This is a genomic window from Mycobacterium lacus (assembly GCF_010731535.1).
GTDB lineage: Bacteria > Actinomycetota > Actinomycetes > Mycobacteriales > Mycobacteriaceae > Mycobacterium > Mycobacterium lacus.
In genome coordinates, this window is record NZ_AP022581.1 from 2,543,510 (window position 1) to 2,561,881 (window position 18,372).

Genomic DNA, 18,372 nt, shown 5'->3' on the forward strand with positions numbered 1-18,372 from the left:
CATCGGGTTTCGGCGGGCGGGAGGCAGCGATTGGTCTCGCATAGCAAAGCTATGCAACGATGAGGGAATGGATTCACCCCTCGCCGCCAACCACGCCGAGGTCGCCGAGCCCCATCAGGGCCTAGGAGCGGATCTACTCGGCGTGGTCGCGAGGCTCAACCGGCTGGCCACCCAGCGCATCCAGATGCCGTTGCCCTCGGCGCAGGCCAGGCTGCTGGCGACGATCGAAGCCCACGGGGAGGCCCGCATCGGTGACCTGGCCGCGGTCGACCACTGTTCCCAGCCGACGATGACCACCCAGGTGCGAAGGCTCGAGGACGCCGGCCTGGTGACCCGAACCGTCGATCCCGGAGATGCCCGGGCTGTCCGCATCCGCATCACGCCCGAGGGGATGCGCACGCTGACCGCAGTTCGAGCTGACCGGGCTGCGGCGATCGAACCGCAATTGGCCCGGCTCGACCCGGCGGATCGCCAGGTGCTCGCGGATGCCGTTGAGGTGTTGCGCCGTCTGCTGGATGACGCCACAGCTGCGCAGGGTCGCAAAACGCCGTGATCAGTGCCTTGCTCTGGGTGGATCGAACCCCTGCACATCTGTCGGTGTGGAACCCAGTGATTTGGGCGGAACCCGGTGATTTGGACGGCGGCGGCGATGCGGAGCGAGGCCTCTTGACTTCGGGCGCCTCCCCATTGACCGTATGGGCCGGATCGATGCGGTACGTCTTTGCGCCCGGCCGCGACGTTGTGGTGGGCTTCGGCAGGGAATGCGACATCCGCCTGGACCGCCCGGGCCCCGTTAACCCGCCCGCCGCGCGGCAAACGAACCCGGATCTGGTGCTGCGCTTCACTGTGGTCGGCAAGACCCTCGTTTTGTGCGCGGCCGCGGCCGTCGATGCCGCCATCCTGACCGGCTTCGTCGTCGTCGCCAAGGGCGGGCCCGTGCACGGCGCGGTCTTGCTTCGCGATCCCGCCGTCGAGCTCTATGTGAGCGTGGCCGCCACTACCGTCGTCTCGGCGATCGTCGCGCTGGCGCTTTCCACGCTGGGCAAGTCGGCGAGAAAGGTGGTGCCGCTGCTGTTGCCGGCGGTCCTGGCTTCCTGCGTGTTCGCCGGCGGCCTTCTTTCGCTGGTCGGCACATGGGGCTTCGACCAGGTCTCCTGGTATATCCCGGCGTGGGGGTTCGCCGCCTCCGTTGATCTGCGCCGGGTCGATTCGCTGGCCACCCACAACGAGACGTGGATCTTTGGCGCAATGTGGGCCGGGCTCGTCCTGTACCGACTGCGACCACCCAGCCGTGAAAGTTAGGTATACCGCCTGACAGAAGTCCTGGCCCGGTTTGGTCAGCCGACTCCGCAGACCCTCGCCGGCTCGGCCGTCCGGACGCCCACCGGAAGGCGTACGGCCGGCTCGCGCACGTACACCTTCCAGGTCACAAGGGCGGCGACGGCATAGAACAGCATGAAGATCCAGAACGCGGAGGTCGCCGTGCCGGTGCTGACATAGGACTCTCGCAGGGCCAGGTTGATTCCGACCCCACCGAGCGCACCGACCGCCGCGACCAACCCGATGACCACGCCCGAAATGACTCGTGACCAATCGCGGCGCTCGGCATCGCCGATCTCCAGGGAGCGGCTGCAGGCCTCGAAGATCGTCGGGATCATCTTGTAGACGGATCCGTTGCCCAGCCCGGCCAAGATGAACAAGGCGATGAAGCCGACTAAGTAGCCGGCCAGCTCGGTGTCGCCGGGTTGTCCGGTGTGTCGGTGCTCGACGGTGCTGACGCAGACCAGGAGCCCGGCGGCGAGAACCATGGCGGCAAAGACCCTCAGGGTGAGGCGGCTGCCGCCGATTCGGTCGGCCAGCCGGCCGCCATAGATCCGGGCCAGCGCCGCCAGCAACGGTCCGAGGAAGGCAAGTTCGGCGGCGTGCAGCGAGGCCTGCCCAATGCTTTGTCCGGCCACCAGGAAGTTGGTCTGCAACACCTGGCCGAACGCGAACGAGAATCCGATGAACGAGCCGAAGGTGCCGAGGTAGAGCAGCGAGAGCAACCAGGTGTCTCGGGCGGACACGACGGCGGACAGGACCGACCGCAGCCGGCTCACCTCGACCCGGTGCTGTTCGACGTTGTTCATGAAATGCGCCGCTCCGATTGCCGCGATGGTGAGTAGCACGGCATACAGACCGCAGACCAAGTAGGGCTTCCCGTCGCCCGCGGTGGCAATAACGAGCAGCCCTACCAACTGGATCACCGGCACCCCGAGATTGCCTACCCCACCGGCAATTCCGAGCGCCGAGCCCTTGAGCCGATGCGGGTAGAAGGCGTTGGCGTTGCTCATCGACGCGGCGAAATTGCCGCCGCCCAGGCCAGTCAGTGCCGCGCACACCAGATACGGCCACAACGGCAGCCCCGGATGGGTCAGCAGCGCCATGGTGCCCACGGTGGGGATCAACAGCACGAGCGCCGAGAACAACGCCCAGTTACGACCGCCAAAGATCATGGTGGCCAACGAATAGGGCATCCGCATGCACGCACCAACCAAGGTCGCGGTGGTGCCCAGCAAGAACTTGTCGCCCGCTGAAAACCCGTACACGTCCTGGGGCATAAACAGCTCCATCACCGGCCACAGTGACCACACCGAGTAGCCCAGGTGCACGGTCACCACCGACCAGAGCAGATTGCGCCGGGCAATGAGCTTGTTGCCGGCCTCCCAGGCCACCAGATCCTCGGCGTCCCAATGCGAAATGCGACGCGAGCGATCCGCGGCCTTGGCCCGGGCTGTCGAATCGCATTGCGGGACGGTCGTTCTACCTGTCAGGCCGTCACCTGTGCCGCTTGGCGACTCCTCTCTTTGCAGCAGCGCCTGCTGTTTCATCACCCTCCTTAGATCGAGCCTCGAGCGGCACCGGCCCTCCAGGCTGCCAGGCTTTTGTATACGAGTCATCTCGGGTGCTGCATGAATGTCCTGGGGAATTCCTGTAGAAGTCCTGAAGGCGAAGGCGCATTCGTGCCCGTAAAACCCTGTGCGCGAGGGCTACTGATGCGGAATAGGGTCGAGCGCCTTCAGCCTGCCGTCCGGGCCGATCTGGAACCGCACCGTGCCGCTGCCACTGGGGCAGCATGGCTGATCGCCGCCGACCCGCCATTGGTAGCGGACCGTCACTGTGTCATCGGCGGCAGGCAGCACGGTGATGTACGGCTTCGGACTTGGGGTGGGTGCGCCCAATGAGGTGTTGTGGTCGAAAAACAACAGCTGCTGGGGGGTCGCCTCGTCGGCGATGCTCGGGATGATCTGCACCCAGTACAAGCGGCATTTCTTGGTGTGTCCCCGCGCGATTTCGACCCACATCGACCCGGGTATCAGGACCGGAACAGAATCAATGGACCGCTTTACCGTGTCGGCTGTCGGTCCATCGGACGCCTTGCAATTGTCGGGCGGCGGGGGCGGCGGTGCCGGCGACTTCCCGCCGCAACCGACCGGGAGGCCCAACAGCAGGCCCAGGACCATCAGGATCGCGGTCCGGTGACGACGCACGTCGCGAGCTTAGCGAAGGCTGTGACTGTCCCCTCGGTTCGGTCGAAATCAGGTTCGGGGCCCGAAACAGGAACTTATGCGAGCAACGTCAGTGCCGTAATGCGACCGAAACGTCGCGCACCCGCCGCTGAAACATCCCGGTCGCACTATTCACCCAGGGTTTGGGATTGCGCAGTCGAGGAGGGCGGTTGGCGTGGCTCGGGAATATGACGGGCCCGATAGGGACGCCACAAACATTGGCTGCCCCGTGCACGGTCGGACGCGCCCTGGCGCCGCAGCAGACAACCCGCCCGGCGGCCCCGCGTCGGCACCCGTTCAAGTCGATTGGGCGGGGTTGCCCATCAACCTGGACTTGGTGTTCTCCCGGGAGCAGCGCGACAAGGTCTACGTTCAACACCTGATGCGCAAGCGCGGGGCCCAGCTGTGGCGATGGTTGCACGACGGGGCACCGCCGTGCATCTGCGACATCGCTGCCGATTATCGCCAGCTCGACCCGGGCGCGGCCGAATTCATGTCCAGTCGCTGAACGCGGGCTAGCACGAGCTTTTCAAGGCGCGTTCACCTCGATCGGCGTTACCGTGACTCGACGAGCCAAGTCACGGATGGAGACTGCCATGGGCGACCCTTGCGTGCCACGAATCCCGCTCGCTTTGTCCGCGCCGAGTCTCAATCGCGGGGTCGGCTTCACCCACGAGGAACGACGGCGGCTGGGCCTCACCGGCCGGCTTCCGTCGGCGGTGCTCACCCTCGACGAACAGGCCGACCGCGTCTGGCATCAATTGCAAAGCCTCGCCACCGATCTGGGCCGCAACCTGCTCCTCGAGCAGCTGCACTACCGCCACGAGCTGCTGTACTTCAAGGTCCTGGAAGACCATCTGCCCGAGCTGATGCCGGTGGTGTACACACCCACCGTCGGCGAGGCCATCCAACGCTTCTCAGATGAATACCGCGGGCAGCGCGGACTGTTTCTGAGCATCGACGAACCCGACGAGATCGCCGGCGCCTTCGAAACATTCGGGCTCGGGCCCGACGACGTCGACCTGATCGTGTGCACCGACGCCGAAGCGATCCTCGGTATCGGTGACTGGGGTGTGGGTGGCATCCAGATCGCGGTGGGCAAATTGGCGCTCTACACCGCCGGCGGCGGCATCGATCCACGCCGCTGCATCGCGGTGTCGCTCGATGTCGGCACCGACAACGAACAGCTGCTGGCCGACCCGTTCTACCTGGGCAATCGCCACGCCCGACGCCGTGGCGCCGAATACGACCGGTTCATCGGGCGCTACGTCGAGACCGCACACCGGCTGTTTCCGCATGCGATGCTGCACTTCGAGGACTTCGGGCCGGCCAACGCACGGGTGATCCTGCAGAGATACGGCGCGGATTACTGTGTGTTCAACGACGACGTGCAGGGAACCGGCGCGGTGGTGGTCGCGGCCGGGTACGGGGGATCGCGCGTCACCGGCATCCCCATGCGCGACCAGACAACGATCGTGTTCGGTGCCGGGACGGCCGGGATGGGGATCGCCGACCAGATCCGTGACGCGATGGTCGCCGACGGCGCGACCATCGAGCAAGCCACATCGCAGATCTGGGCCATCGACAAGCAGGGCCTGCTGTTCGACGACATGGACGACCTGCGCGACTTCCAGGTGCCCTACGCGAAGAACCGCCGCCAGCTCGGTGTGGCCGCCGGGCATCGGGTCGGACTGGTCGACGCGATCAAGATGGCGTCACCGACCATCCTGCTTGGCTGCTCGACGGTCTACGGCGCGTTCACCCGAGAGGTCATCGAGGCGATGACGGCGTCCTGCGAACGACCGATGATCTTTCCGCTGTCCAACCCGACCTCGCGCATGGAGGCCATGCCGGCCGACGTGCTGGGCTGGTCGAACGGCAAGGCGCTGCTCGCCACCGGCAGCCCGGTCGCTCCCGTCGAATACGGCGAGACCACCTACACCATCGGCCAGGCCAACAACGTGCTGGTGTTCCCGGGCATCGGCCTGAGCGTCATCGTCGCCCGGGCCAAGCAGCTCACCCCGAACATGCTGCACGCGGCAGCGAACGCCATTGCGCGACAGGCTAATCCAACGAATCCCGGGGATTCCCTGCTGCCGGACGTCAAGGACCTACGCTCGATCTCGATGGCGGTTGCCGAGGCGGTGTATCACGCCGCGGTCGACGACGAAGTGGCCACCCGAACCCATGACAACGTGCGCCAGGCCATCCTCGACACCATGTGGGTACCGCGCTACGACTAAGCGATTTCGGTCATTCGACGGTCGACGCTGTCACGGCCTCGAGTTCGGCGACGCCACGCGGGAACCAGCGCCAACCGGCCAGAAACACGCAGGCCAGCGACACCGTGGCGATGAGGAACGCGACGCGGATGCCGTCGATGAAATCGTCCTCCGCGATCTGAGCGGGGTCGCGGTGCACGATTGGTTGCCGCGGCACGATTCCGCTGACATGGGCTCGCGGGTTGGCGTTGTCGATGATGACCACGGCGATGGCGTGCCGCTCGACCGGATCGGGCACTGCCGGCGCCAGGTGGGGCTCGAGTGTGGCCGTCAGCCAGGCGGCCAGGACCGAGCCCAGGACCGCGAACCCAATCGTCGAGCCGATCGCCCGCTGGGCGCTCATAATGCCGGACGCCATGCCCGCACGTTCTAGCGGGACGGCGGTCATCGCGACGGTCGTGATCGGCGTCAGGCACAACGCGACGCCGGTGCCGCACAATCCCAGCCCGGCCAGGACCAAGCCCGCGCTGCGGTGCTCGCTGGCGATCAGCGTGAGCAGACCCAGCATCAACAAACAGAGCCCCACCAGGACGAGCATGCGTGCCCCAACCCGGCCAACCAGGACGCCAACCAGGGGCGACACGATGGCCACGACCGCGCTGAACGGCAGGATCATGAGGCCGGTCACGCCCGGGGTATAGCCACGCACGTTCTGCAGGAACTGCGTGGTGAGCAGCAGCATCCCGTAGACGGCGAAAAACACCGTGCAGATGGTCCCGATGGACACCGCGTACGAAGCGTCGCGGAACAAGGTCAGATCCATCATCGGATCCGGCGATCTGCGCTCGATCCACAAGAACAGGACACAGCCAACGACGGCCGCCAACAGCAGCGCGATGATGTGGGGCGACGTCCAGCCGACCTCGGGACCTTCGATGATCGCATACACGAAATGCCCCTACCGTCACAATGAACAGCGTCTGCCCGGACACGTCGAAGCGTGCTGCGCGCTCGTTGCGCGATTCCTCGACGAAGCACACCGTCAGAAGAACCACGACCGCGCCCATGGGCACATTCACGTAGAAGATGCTCCGCCACCCCCACTGGTCCACCAGCAGGCCGCCGAGCGTCGGGCCCGCCGTCGTGCCGACGCTGGCGATGGCGGTCCAGATCCCGATTGCTTGCGCCTTCCGCTTGGCGTCCGGGAAGGCGGCGCTCACCAGGGCCAGCGAGGTCACACTGGCGGTCGCCGCGCCCAAGCCCTGTACACCGCGCGCGATGGCGAGCATCCCTAATGAGGGCGCCAAGCCGCAGGCGACGGATCCCGCCGTGAACACCGAAACACCCGTCAAGTACCAGCGGCGGCGGCCGAAGCGATCGGCGAGCGTGGCCGCCGACATGATGAAGACCGCCATGCCGAGGCTGTAGGCCGCCACCACCCACTGCAGGCCGTCCTCCCCCACCCCGAAGCCGCGCTGGATATCGGGCAGCGCCACGTTCACGATCAGCGCGTCGAGGAAGATCATGAACAGGCCCAGGCCCGTGGCGACGAGGGTGAGGAGCTGCGTGCGGTTCATGGCGATCTGGCGATGAACTCTATGCGGCAGGCTGCGCGAGCAGACGCAAAAGCGCCCAAATCGGACGATTTTGGGCGCTTTTGCGTCTGCTCGCGCTACCTACCGCCCTCGGCGATGCGCCGCACCGCCCGCAGGAAGACGTCGATCTCCTCGAAGGTGTTGTAGAACGCAAACGAGGGACGGACGGTGGCCTCCAGGCCATAGCGACGCAGAATCGGCTGGGCGCAGTGATGCCCGGCCCGCACCGCGATGCCCTCGGCGTTGAGCGCCTTGCCGACCTCGAGCGGATCGTGTCCGGCCAGCACGAACGACAACACGCTGGCCTTCTCGTCCGCCGTGCCGACGAGGCGAACACCCGGAATGTCGGCCAGGCGGGGAGTCGCATAGTCCAGCAACGCATGCTCATAGGCGGCCATGCGCTCGATGCCCACCCGCTCGACGTAACGCAGCGCCTCGCCGAGCCCGACGGCGTCGGCGATGTTTCCGGTGCCGGCCTCAAACTTGTTGGGCAGTCCCTGGTACAGCGATCGCTGCAGCGTGACGTCGGCGATCATGTTGCCGCCGCCCTGCCACGGTGGTGTCTCGGCCAGCGCTTCCTCGGTCCCGTAGAGCACGCCGATCCCCGTGGGGCCGTAGATTTTGTGGCCGGAGAACGCGAAGAAATCAACGCCGAGCGCCGAGACATCGATCGGCAGATGCGGAATAGACTGTGCGCCGTCAATCAGCACCCGTGCGCCGTAGCGGTGGCCCAGCTCGACGATCTTCTCGACCGGCGTCACCGTGCCCAGCGCATTTGAAACATGGGTCGCGGCAACCAGTTTCGTCTTCGGCCCCAGCAGGTCCTCGAACTCCGACAGCAGCAGGTTGCCCGCTTCGTCCACCGGCGCGACTTTCAGGATCGCGCCCGTTTGTTGCGAAATCAGTTGCCAAGGAACGATATTGGCGTGGTGCTCTAGATGGGTGATGACGATCTCGTCGCCGGGTCCCAGGTGTTTACCGCCCCAAGCGTAGGCCACCAGGTTGATGGCCTCGGTGGTGCCGCGGACGAAGATGTTCTGTTCGGCCGCCGAAGCGCCGATAAACCGGCGTACGGTCTCGCGGGCCTCTTCGTAGGCGTCGGTCGCCCGGGCCGCCAACTCGTGTGCCGCGCGGTGGATGTTGGAGTTCTCGTGGGCGTAGAAGTACGCCAGCCGGTCGATCACGACCTGTGGCTTCTGGGTGGTAGCGGCGTTGTCGAACCAGATCAGCGGCTTGCCGTTGACTGTCTCCTGGAGGATCGGAAAGTCGGCCCGCACGGCGTTCACGTCGAACACCTCGTGCGCCTGGCCGATCTCGGGCAGCTGCGGCACCGGCTCGGGCTTGTTCAGGAAGTAGTAGCTCGCCTCATCACCCGGTGGCGCATCCGGGCGCGATGGCACTGCATCCGACCAGCCCAGATCGCCCGCCGATGGCGCTTCGGGTAGCCAGCCCGGCGCTGAGCCGCGCGGCGCCACCGGCACCGTCGGCGGCACCCCGGCCAGCACACCGGGCACGGTCGGCACGATGCCCGACGTCGGCACCGCAAAGGCCGTCAGATCCGCGACACCGGACGGCAAAAACGGATCGGCCAGCGCGGCTGTCGTCTCGGCCGCCGACGGCGCCGCGGTGGCATCCGGCACGTTTCCGCGCGGAGCCACCGGCACCGTCTGCGGCGGCATGGCTTCAAGTCCCGGCGATGTCGGGGCCGGGACATAGACGTCCGAGAGGCTGACAGCCGGAATGCCCGCCGTGAGCGGATCGGATGTACCGGCCGCCGTCCGCCCAGCCGACGTCGCGGCCGTCGTGTCGGGCACGCTGCCACGCGGGGCGACCGGTGTCGTCTGCGGCGGGCTATCGGACCCTGGGCGAATGCCGACCGCGTACAACTGATTGGCCAGCGCGGCGAGCTCCGCGGCGCTCACCGGCAGCTCGCTTTCGGCGTCTACCGAGCGGTACTCACTTGTACTCATGGAACTGGTCCACAGCGACGTCGTCGAGCACGGCGAGCGCGTCGTCAGTGAGGACGGCCAAAGACGTGTAGAGGGTGACCAGATAGGTCGCGATCGCCGACTGATTGATGCCGGTAAACCGCACCGAGAGCCCCGGGGCTTGTTCGCCGACCAGGCCCGGCTGGAACAGGCCCACCACGCCCTGGCGCTCCTCGCCGGTGCGCACCAGGATGAACTTGGTTTTGCCGTCCTTCACCGGCACCTTGTCCGACGGGATCAGCGGAACGCCGCGCCAGGTGATGAATTGCGCGCCGAACAGGCTCACCGTTGGGGGCGGCACGCCGCGGTAGGTGGCTTCACGGCCGAACGCCGCGATGCCCTGGGGGTGCGTCAGGAAGAAGCTGGGTGTCTTCCAGACCTTGGTGATCAGCGCGTCGAGGTCGTCGGGCGTGGGTGCACCGGCCAGCGTTTGGATGGTCTGCTCCGGGGTAGCCTGCGCCAGCAACCCGTATTCTGGGCTGTTGACCAGCTCGGATTCTTGGCGCTCCTTGATCGTCTCGATGGTCAGCCGCAGCTGCTGCGCGATCTGATCGTGTGGGCTGGAGTACAGGTCGGACACCCTGGTGTGGATATCCAGGAGCGTCGAAATCGTCCGCAGCGTGTACTCGCGTGGGCTGGTCTCGTAGTCGACGTAGGTCTCCGGCAGCGGCGCTTCGGTTCCGGCGCCCGCTTCGGCCTTGACCGCGACCCGCTCCGGGTTGACCACCCGGTTCACCCGATAAATGCCCGCTTCCACCGGCACCCAGCTCAGCAGATGCAGCAACCAGCGCGGCGTGATCGTCGAAAGTTGCGGAACGGTCTTCGTCGCGTTGGCAAGCTGCCTGGCGGCGAGATCGCCGAGCGCTTGAGATTCGTTTTGGGCCCCCGTTTGAGGTGCAGTCATCATGGTCCTTCCGTGGGTGGTCCGGTAGTGCACTGGTGGTGAGGCAGAGTCGTTTTGCCCCACACGGAATGCTCGTGCGCGGCGAGCCTACGTGATAGAAATCCATAGGCAAAGAGTTAGGCCCGCACCCGAGCAGAACCGGCGAAATGCGCCCATGCCGTATAGTGGGGCCATGCAACAGGCCCTTCAGCCGCGCTTCATCCCCTCGCGCTGCCTCGCCGTGGACTGTTGTTGTTGATTTCCTGACCCCGTCTGACCCTGACCTCGCGCGCGGTCTCCCGCGGCATCGCGACGCGCGTGGCTCGAATTCTTTCAGGAAGATCAACCGCTCATGACTGTGCTCTCCCTACCCGGCCGTGCCGTGGCGCCCGTGGCGACCCGTCGCCGCATCCAGCTGCGGCCGGTCACCGACCTGACGCGCATGACGCGCTACCGCGGCGGCACCTACTCGCACACGGTCGACAAGATCGTCTTCGCCGACGGCACCTCGGCGCGTACCGATCTGATCCGGCTCAACCCGAACCTGCAGGCGTACTCGCTGGATTTCACCGGCACCGCGCCCCACCACCCATCTCGCTACCGCCTGGACACCTGGTCCGCGCTGCCACACCTGCGCACACGTGGTTGCGAAGCCGAAGTGAACTGGATACTGCGGCACTCCTTCCCGATACGCCCAGCCGCCGAATTGAGCGAGCAGTTGCGCGAGGCCGGCTACCCGCTCGGGCCGGCGAACATCAGCGAACACGAGGCGATCGCCGGAACGCAGGCCGCGATCTGGCATCTCACCAACGGCCTGGCCCTGGACACCCGACCCCTCAACGTACCCGTGGCGATGCATCGAGCGCCCGGACCGGTGATCACGTTTGAATTCGACGGTGACCCGCAACTCGGCGGCTACTCGGTGTGGGTTGCGTCCGATACCACGGTCGGCATCACGTTGCAGAAATCGGCCAACGGCGTTGATTGGCAAGATATTTCCGGCTCGCAACTTACCGCAAGCGCTGGCCGGAGCCGGCATAGGCGCACACTTGGCGTTGGCAGCACATTGTCAGCAAGTAGCCATGGCCGTGGCGGGCGCGGCTACCGCTACTATCGGCTCATCACCACCGCGGACGGTCCCACCCCGACGATCGACCGAGTCCGCTTCTGGCTGACCGGTTCACGACACTACCGCAACGCCGACCGCGTCGTGCACCTCTACAACTACCTACTCGCTGGAGCGCGAAAAGCCGCTCACCACAACGAGGAACCTTTACTGATCGACACCAAAGCGACCGCCGAATCCGACCTCGTGGGCCCGTTCCAGCTGCGAATCCCCTTGACGCTGAACGCCTCCGATGGTCACACCCTGCTCGACGTCGACGGTATCGCGATCGACGACACCATCCAACCCGGCACAGACTTCTACCTGCGCCGAGCGCCCGGCGCGACCGGAACAACGCTGACCGCGATGGCACCACATCACAGCAGCCGACGTGTGCTGATCGGCGTCGCGCGCGAGGAAGCGCCGCAGGCGCTGCCCGGTCCAACAGCATTCACGCCCGTTGCCCTGACCACGCCCGCCAACGTTGCGATCCATTTCGACATCAGCTGGGATGGCGACTGTCGGGCCGACAACGTTGGAGAAGCAGATGAGCATCGCTGAGAGCATCACACAGCTGATCGGCCGCACGCCGCTGGTGCGGCTGCGCCGGGTCACCGATGGCGCCGTGGCCGACGTCGTCGCCAAGCTGGAATCCTTCAACCCGGCCGGCAGCGTGAAGGACCGCATCGGGGTAGCGATGATCGATGCTGCCGAGCAGGCGGGCCTGATCAAGCCGGACACCATCATCCTCGAGCCGACCAGCGGGAACACCGGCATCGCGTTGGCGATGGTGGCCGCCGCGCGCGGCTACAAGTGCGTGCTGACCATGCCGGACACGATGAGCATCGAGCGGCGGATGCTGCTGCGCGCCTACGGTGCCGAGCTCGTCCTCACCCCGGGCGCGGACGGCATGGCGGGCGCCATTGCCAAGGCCGAGGAACTGGCCAAGACCGATGATCGGTATTTCATACCGCAGCAATTCGAGAACCCGGCGAACCCAGCCATCCACGCCGTCACGACCGCGGAGGAGGTGTGGCGCGACACCGACGGGAAAGTCGACATCTTCGTGTCCGGAATCGGCACCGGCGGCACCATCACCGGAGTCGCCCAGGTCATCAAGGAACGCAAGCCATCGGCGCAGTTCGTCGCCGTCGAGCCCGCAGCGTCGCCCGTGCTGTCCGGTGGCCAGAAGGGACCGCATCCGATCCAGGGCATCGGCGCCGGGTTCGTCCCGCCGGTACTGGACCTGGGCCTGGTTGACGAGATCATCACCGTCGAGAACGACGACGCGGTTGACCTGGCCCGGCGGCTGGCCAAGGAAGAAGGACTGCTGGTCGGCATCTCGTCGGGCGCGGCGGTCTGGGCCGCCCTGCAGGTGGCTCGCCGGCCCGAGAACGCCGGAAAGCAGGTCGTCGTCGTGCTTCCCGATTTCGGCGAGCGATATCTGAGCACGGTGCTGTTTGCCGATCTGAGCGACTAGCGATGCTGGCAGCGATACGGCGCGACATACAGGCGGCCCGGCGGCGCGATCCGGCCCGCCCCACCGCGCTGGAGGTCATCTTCTGTTACCCGGGCGTGCACGCGGTATGGGGCCACCGCGTCAGCCACTGGCTGTGGCGGCATCGAGCCCGGCTGCTCGCACGGGCATTAGCCGAGCTCACTCGCATCCTGACTGGAGTCGATATCCACCCCGGGGCCGTGCTCGGCGGCGGCCTGTTCATCGACCACGCGACCGGCGTGGTGATCGGAGAAACCACGGAGGTGGGCGACGACGTCACCATCTACCACGGCGTCACCCTCGGCGGCTCGGGCACCGATACCGGCAAACGCCACCCCACCGTCGGTGACCGCGTGACCATCGGCGCCGGAGCCAAGGTCCTCGGCCCGATCAAAATCGGCGACGACAGCCGGATCGGCGCCAACGCCGTCGTGGTGAAGGAGGTCCCGTCGAGCTCCGTGGTCGTCGGGGTTCCCGGGCAGATCATCGGCCGCAGCCGTCCCGGCCCGGGCGCTCCGGACGACTCGATGCTGCCCGATCTCGTGGGTGTCAGCCTCCAATCCCTGCTCATCAGGGTGGCCAGGCTGGAAGCCCTGGGCAGTGGCGTGCAAACAGGCCAGCAGACTGGCCCACAGCATGGTCGCGTTATCCGGCCGCCCGAAGCCGGGGTCTGGCACGGCGAGGACTTTTCCATATGAGGTCATCGATGGAGCAAAAGTGAGCACTCTTGTAGCCGCCGGGACGACCGTCATCGCGGCGCTGGTAGGCGCGTCGGGGATCGGCGTTGTGGTCAATCGACGCTCGGGCGTATTGCGCGAAATTAGGTCCGAGCCCGAACAGGACACGTCGGGGCTCGGCCTGTCCAACACCGGGCCCACCGTCTTGCACTTCAGCGCCGCGTGGTGCGGTCCGTGCGCCGCCGTGCGCCGCGTGGTCGACCAGGTGTGTGCCGACCTTCCCGGAGTGGCACACGTGGAGATCGACATCGACGCGAATCCCGCTGCGGCAAAACGGATGTCGGTGCTATCGCTTCCCACCACGTTCATCTTCGACGCGGACGGGCGGCAGCGATACCGCACCGCTGGTGTGCCGAAGGCGGCTGACCTGCGGACAGCATTGGCCCCCCTGCAAATTCAATTGCCTTGAAAAAGGAGCGATCTCATGTCGACCGATCCCGGACAAGTGGACATCCGCGGTCCCCGATTTGCCGCGTGGATCACCACCGCGGTTCTCGTCCTCACCCTCATTGTGTCGGTATTCAACGAGCCGGGCGCGGCGGTGATCCTGGGCGCTCAGGCCGCCGTCTTCGCCGTCAGCGCCGTACGGGGCCCGCGCAACAGCCCTTACGGGTTGCTGTTCGCGAAGCTGGTGGCACCCCGGCTGGCGCCGGTCAGCGAACGTGAACCCGTGGCGCCGCTGAAGTTCGCCCAGTTGGTCGGACTGATATTCGCGGTCATCGGGGTAGTCGGCTTCGCCGCGGGCCTCCCCGTGTTGGGCATGGTCGCAACGTCGTTCGCGCTGTTCGCCGCCTTCCTGAACGCCGCCTTCGGCATCTGCCTTGGCTGCCAGCTGTATCCCCTGATCGCTCGATTGCGCCGCGCACCCGCCGCGTGACGACGCCATCGATCACTCGTGCCCGGGCGGCCTAAGGCCGAGAGCGTGCAGAAGCTGTTCACGCCCCCAGGGCCGGCTGCTCTCATCGGCGCGCGGAAGCTTCCGCAGTCCACTTGGCTCTCGAATCCCCAACCGCGTCCGTAAATTTCGGCGCAGCCCCCGAAGGCTTGTCAAGGGGAGGGGCAGGAGCAGTGGCGATTTGTCGCGATCGGCACCAGCCGGGGTGCCCGGGCGCGCCGGGTCGCCCGGGTGCGCAGCGTTGCCCGGGTGCACCGCTTGCGGCTTGGTTGCCATCGGTAAGGCCGGTTCGCCCGCCGCCGGGGAGGCCGCCGATGCCAACGGTGTTTGGGGTGCCGCCGGTACACCCAAGCCCCCGCTGGCGCCCCAATCGGCGCTACCGCCGGCCCCCCAAACACCACCAGCGCCTCCCGGGCCGAACGCCAACCCGCCATAACCGCCAACGCTACTGGGCGAGCCGGCGCCGCCGGCCCACCCCGCACTCGGGAGCGCGGTGCCCCCGGCAGCCACGGCACCGGTGGTGGCGCCAGCTCCGCTGGGGCTGCCGGCCCCGCCACCACTGCCACCCGGGTGGGCGGCCGCGCCGGCCCCACCGCTGCCGTGGGTTCCGCCACCGTCCCCGGCAGAGACGCCGTTAGCGCCGCCGGCCCCGCCGACCGCGCCGCCGTCGCCGCCCGAGGGGTTGCCGCCACCAGAGCCGCCGCCCGGCCCGGCGCCGACGCCCCCGCCATTGCCGCCGCCCCCACCATTGCCGCCCGCAATTCCGCCGCCCCCCGCATCGCCGTGCGGGCCACCGGCCGCGGCTGGGAGACCGTTACCGGGATGTGCTCCAAGCCCGGCCCCGGCCATGCCCCCACCGACCCCGCTACCGTTCGGGCCCGACGCGCCGACGCCGGCGAAACCGCCCGGCGGGCCGCCGCCATGTTGCCCCGCACCCACCGCCGCGTTGGCGGCATTTCCCATCAGCGAGCCTTCGCCGGCGTTCTGGGTCACCGCGCTGAACGCGCCCGACGCCTGCTGCATGGGCGAGGCGTTGTTGGCCTCGGCACTCGCATATGCCCCCGCGCTCGCCTGTAGGGCCTGCACAAACTTGTCGTGAAACGCCGCCGCGTGGGCGCTGACGGCCTGATAGGTCTGCGCGTGCACGCCGAACATCGCCGCGATGCCCGCTGACACCTGATCGCCGCCCGCGGGAAGCACTCCTGAGGTCGGGGCCGCAGCGGCCGCGTTGGCCGCCCGCATTGTCGAACCGATGGCGGCCAAATCCCCGGCCGCCGCTGCCATCTTCTGCGGCTCCGCATTCACATGCGACACGGGCCAGCTCCCACCGCCTGCTGCCGACCCGGCTGTGGTCGGGTCGTCATCGATCCACGTTGTCAGGCAGATCGTAGCGCGCTACGCGGTGGACATCTTCCCAATCCAGGCATCGACTGCAGCACCAAGACCCGGCCGGGTCGGGCTCGGCTGAGAAAAGGAGCGCAAATCCTGCTCCCCCGGGAGGACTCGAACCTCCAACCCTTCGGTTAACAGCCGAACGCTCTGCCAATTGAGCTACAGGGGACCACGCGGATCGCGGGACGACTCTAGCGTACTGGCATACCAGCGCCCAACCAGAGGGATCCGGTACGCGGCGCGCACGCAACCCGGCGGGTGAGGCAGGATGGAGACAACCGCACCGTTCGTCGGAGGGACCGCTTTGATCGGGTATGTCGCCGTGCTTGGACTGGGTTACGTGTTGGGCGCAAAAGCCGGGCGCCGCCGCTACGAGCAGATCGCCGGCACCTATCGCGCGCTTACCGGCAGTCCCGCCGCCAGGTCGGTGATCGAAGCGGGGCGTCGCAAGATCGCCAACCGAATCTCCCCCGACGCCGGGTTTGTGACGTTGACCGAGATCGACAACGAGACGGCCATCGTCGAGCGCTCGGTAGAGTGTCCGGCCGAGCGGCGGGCGAAGGCAGCGCGCTGACCCTCACGCGGTCAGATCGTCGCCGCTGGCCTGCTCCAACAGGCTGCGCCGGTAGGCCTCCATGGCGACCAGGTCGCCGAACAGCGCGTGATACTGGTCGCCCTGTTCGATTGGCGACATGCGCTGCAGCTTGGACTTCACCTCGGCGATCTGCCGCCCCATCCAGACCTCCTGCAGACGGGCCAGTACCCCGGCGACGTAGCGCGGCACCTTGTCGTCGTCGACCTGGATTGCCTCCACCCCCAGCTCGCTGATCAATCCGGCGGTCAAGGCCGACGTCGTCTGCCGACTCACCGCATCGAGCCACTGCGCCCCGATGACACCGGCCGCGGTACCCCCCGCCGCCTCGATGGCCGCGCGGACGGCCGCGTAGCCGGGGTGGGTGAAGCTCTCAACGGTCAGCGAGTCGAAAACCGGGCCGGCCAACGCCGGATACTGCAACGCCGACTTCAGCGCCTCGCGCTGCGGCCACAACGTGGGATCACGCGGGTCGGGACGGGTGACAGCGGGCTCACCCCGGGTTACGTCGGGAGCCTGCTGCGCGCCCCGGCGCGCGGCCCTCGATCCGGGGCCGCCCGGGCCGGGTTTCTTGGACCTCTTGGCCTCGCCCCGCACCCGGTCGATAACCTGCGCGACGTCGGCCCAACCGACCCAGCCAGCGAGCTGTCGGGCGTACTCGTCGCGCAGCGTGGGGTCCTTGATCCTGCCCACCATTGGCACACAGCGCCGCAGCGCGGCCACCCTGCCCTCCGCGCTGTCCAGGTCCATCTCGGCAAGTGCGCTACGAATCGCGAACTCGAACAACGGTGTTCGCCGTGCCACCAGATCGCGCAGCGCGCCGTCGCCGGACGCCAACCGTAGGTCGCAGGGGTCCATGCCGTCGGGTGCTACCGCGACGAACGACTGACCGGCCAGGTTCTGCTCGCCGTCGAGGGCCTTGAGCGCGGCCGCGCGGCCGGCCTCGTCGCCGTCGAAAACATAGATCAGTTCGCCGCGAAAGAAGCTGTCGTCCATCATCAGCCTGCGCAGCATCGCCAAATGCTCGTCGCCGAATGCGGTCCCGCACGACGCCACCGCGGTGGTCACCCCGGCCAGATGCATTGCCATCACGTCGGTATAGCCCTCGACGACCACCGCCTGATGGCCCTTGGCGATGTCGCGCTTGGCCAAGTCGATGCCGAACATCACCGACGACTTCTTGTACAGCGGCGTCTCGGGCGTGTTGACGTACTTGGCCTCCATCGGGTCGTCGTCGAACAGGCGCCGCGCCCCGAACCCGATCACCTCGCCGGCCGAGGTGCGGATGGGCCACAGCAGCCGTCGGTGAAACCGGTCCATAGGGCCGTGCCGGCCCTGCTTGGACAGGCCCGCGGCTTCCAGTTCCTTGAACTCAAAACCCTTGCGCTGCAGGTGCTTTGTCAACGTATCCCAGCCCGACGGAGCGAATCCGCAGCCGAAGCGACGAGCGGCCTCGGCGTCGAAGCTGCGCTCGGTCAGGTACTGGCGAGCCGCGGCCGCCTCGTCGGACTCCAGCGCCGACCCGTAGAACTCCGCCGCGGCCGCATTGGCGGCGATGAGCCGGCTGCGGCTACCGCGGTCGCGCTGCACGCTGGTGGCCGCGCCGGTGTAGCTGATCGTGTGGCCGATCCGGTCGGCCAGCAGTTCGACCGCCTCGACGAAGCTAACGTGTTCGATTTTCTGAACGAACGCGTATACGTCGCCGCCCTCACCGCAGCCGAAACAGTGGAAGTGGCCGTGATTGGGCCGGACGTGAAATGAGGGTGACTTCTCGTTGTGGAACGGGCACAGCCCCTTGAGCGAATCGGCGCCGGCGCGACGCAGCTGAACGTAGTCGCCGACGACTTCCTCGATGCGGACCCGTTCGCGGATGGCGGCGATGTCGCGATCAGAAATCCGCCCGGCCATCGGCTCAGT

Annotated in this window: 16 protein-coding genes, 1 tRNA gene and 1 pseudogene; 10 read left to right on the top strand and 8 right to left on the bottom strand. The window is 67.1% G+C overall.

Features of this window, described 5'->3' with window-relative positions; all coding sequences use genetic code 11:
- Window positions 1-67: 67 nt before the first annotated feature.
- Both G6N24_RS11670 and G6N24_RS11675 read left to right on the top strand, forming a co-directional pair.
- On the top strand, window positions 68-553 hold the full coding sequence (locus G6N24_RS11670) for a MarR family winged helix-turn-helix transcriptional regulator (RefSeq protein WP_085161543.1): 486 nt from the start codon (window positions 68-70) through the stop codon (window positions 551-553).
- 155 nt (window positions 554-708) lie between these two features.
- Window positions 709-1,302 (top strand): hypothetical protein, encoded by a 594-nt coding sequence (locus tag G6N24_RS11675; RefSeq protein ID WP_139822461.1) that lies wholly within the window; start codon window positions 709-711, stop codon window positions 1,300-1,302.
- A gap of 35 nt (window positions 1,303-1,337) precedes the next feature.
- Here G6N24_RS11675 and G6N24_RS11680 read toward each other — a convergent pair whose 3' ends face one another.
- A complete protein-coding gene (locus G6N24_RS11680) occupies window positions 1,338-2,870 on the bottom strand; it encodes a nitrate/nitrite transporter (RefSeq protein ID WP_085161547.1) in 1,533 nt (510 codons plus the stop codon).
- Window positions 2,871-3,029: 159 nt separating this feature from the next.
- Entirely contained in the window at window positions 3,030-3,503 is a 474-nt protein-coding gene (locus tag G6N24_RS11685) for an LppP/LprE family lipoprotein (RefSeq protein ID WP_085161578.1), read from the bottom strand.
- 274 nt (window positions 3,504-3,777) lie between these two features.
- Here G6N24_RS11685 and G6N24_RS11690 point away from each other — a divergent pair, with 274 nt between their 5' ends.
- A complete protein-coding gene (locus tag G6N24_RS11690) occupies window positions 3,778-4,056 on the top strand; it encodes a hypothetical protein (RefSeq protein ID WP_232070537.1) in 279 nt (92 codons plus the stop codon).
- Between the two features lie 88 nt (window positions 4,057-4,144).
- Window positions 4,145-5,791 (top strand): NAD-dependent malic enzyme, encoded by a 1,647-nt coding sequence (locus G6N24_RS11695; protein WP_085161580.1) that lies wholly within the window; start codon window positions 4,145-4,147, stop codon window positions 5,789-5,791.
- A 10-nt stretch (window positions 5,792-5,801) separates the two neighbouring features.
- Here G6N24_RS11695 and G6N24_RS11700 read toward each other — a convergent pair.
- The 3 genes and pseudogenes from G6N24_RS11700 to G6N24_RS11710 form a co-directional block, all read right to left on the bottom strand.
- Window positions 5,802-7,347 (bottom strand): annotated as a pseudogene (locus tag G6N24_RS11700) (DHA2 family efflux MFS transporter permease subunit).
- A 95-nt stretch (window positions 7,348-7,442) separates the two neighbouring features.
- Entirely contained in the window at window positions 7,443-9,335 is a 1,893-nt protein-coding gene (locus tag G6N24_RS11705; protein ID WP_085161551.1) for a family 2A encapsulin nanocompartment cargo protein cysteine desulfurase, read from the bottom strand.
- On the bottom strand, window positions 9,322-10,257 hold the full coding sequence (locus tag G6N24_RS11710; protein ID WP_085161582.1) for a family 2A encapsulin nanocompartment shell protein: 936 nt from the start codon (window positions 10,255-10,257) through the stop codon (window positions 9,322-9,324). The genes G6N24_RS11705 and G6N24_RS11710 overlap by 14 nt, the downstream gene beginning before the upstream one ends.
- Window positions 10,258-10,588: 331 nt before the next feature.
- On the opposite strand from G6N24_RS11710, the gene G6N24_RS11715 reads away from it, so the two are divergent.
- The 5 genes from G6N24_RS11715 to G6N24_RS11735 are packed head-to-tail and all read left to right on the top strand — an operon-like array spanning window position 10,589 to window position 14,453.
- Window positions 10,589-11,902: a TQXA domain-containing protein gene (locus G6N24_RS11715; RefSeq protein ID WP_085161553.1), complete on the top strand. Its 1,314-nt coding sequence runs from the start codon at window positions 10,589-10,591 to the stop codon at window positions 11,900-11,902.
- Entirely contained in the window at window positions 11,889-12,821 is a 933-nt protein-coding gene (gene cysK / locus G6N24_RS11720) for a cysteine synthase A (protein ID WP_085161555.1), read from the top strand. Before G6N24_RS11715 ends, cysK begins: the two co-directional genes overlap by 14 nt.
- 2 nt (window positions 12,822-12,823) lie before the next feature.
- On the top strand, window positions 12,824-13,537 hold the full coding sequence (gene cysE / locus G6N24_RS11725) for a serine O-acetyltransferase (RefSeq protein ID WP_085161557.1): 714 nt from the start codon (window positions 12,824-12,826) through the stop codon (window positions 13,535-13,537).
- Between the two features lie 19 nt (window positions 13,538-13,556).
- Window positions 13,557-13,985, top strand: a complete 429-nt coding sequence (locus G6N24_RS11730) for a thioredoxin family protein (RefSeq protein ID WP_139822462.1) — start codon at window positions 13,557-13,559, stop codon at window positions 13,983-13,985.
- 15 nt (window positions 13,986-14,000) lie between these two features.
- Complete coding sequence (locus tag G6N24_RS11735) at window positions 14,001-14,453, top strand: DUF4395 domain-containing protein (RefSeq protein WP_085161561.1); 453 nt, start codon at window positions 14,001-14,003, stop codon at window positions 14,451-14,453.
- Between the two features lie 12 nt (window positions 14,454-14,465).
- Here G6N24_RS11735 and G6N24_RS25355 read toward each other — a convergent pair whose 3' ends face one another.
- Window positions 14,466-15,785 (bottom strand): PE family protein, encoded by a 1,320-nt coding sequence (locus G6N24_RS25355; protein WP_085161563.1) that lies wholly within the window; start codon window positions 15,783-15,785, stop codon window positions 14,466-14,468.
- Window positions 15,786-15,959: 174 nt separating this feature from the next.
- Window positions 15,960-16,032 (bottom strand) — tRNA-Asn (locus G6N24_RS11745).
- Between the two features lie 135 nt (window positions 16,033-16,167).
- Here G6N24_RS11745 and G6N24_RS11750 point away from each other — a divergent pair.
- A complete protein-coding gene (locus tag G6N24_RS11750) occupies window positions 16,168-16,437 on the top strand; it encodes a hypothetical protein (RefSeq protein ID WP_085161584.1) in 270 nt (89 codons plus the stop codon).
- Between the two features lie 3 nt (window positions 16,438-16,440).
- On the opposite strand, the gene dnaG is transcribed toward G6N24_RS11750, so the two are convergent.
- Window positions 16,441-18,363 carry a DNA primase gene (gene dnaG / locus G6N24_RS11755; protein WP_085161565.1) on the bottom strand — a complete coding sequence of 641 codons (1,923 nt, stop codon included), beginning with the start codon at window positions 18,361-18,363 and terminating at the stop codon, window positions 16,441-16,443.
- Between the last annotated feature and the right edge of the window lie 9 nt (window positions 18,364-18,372).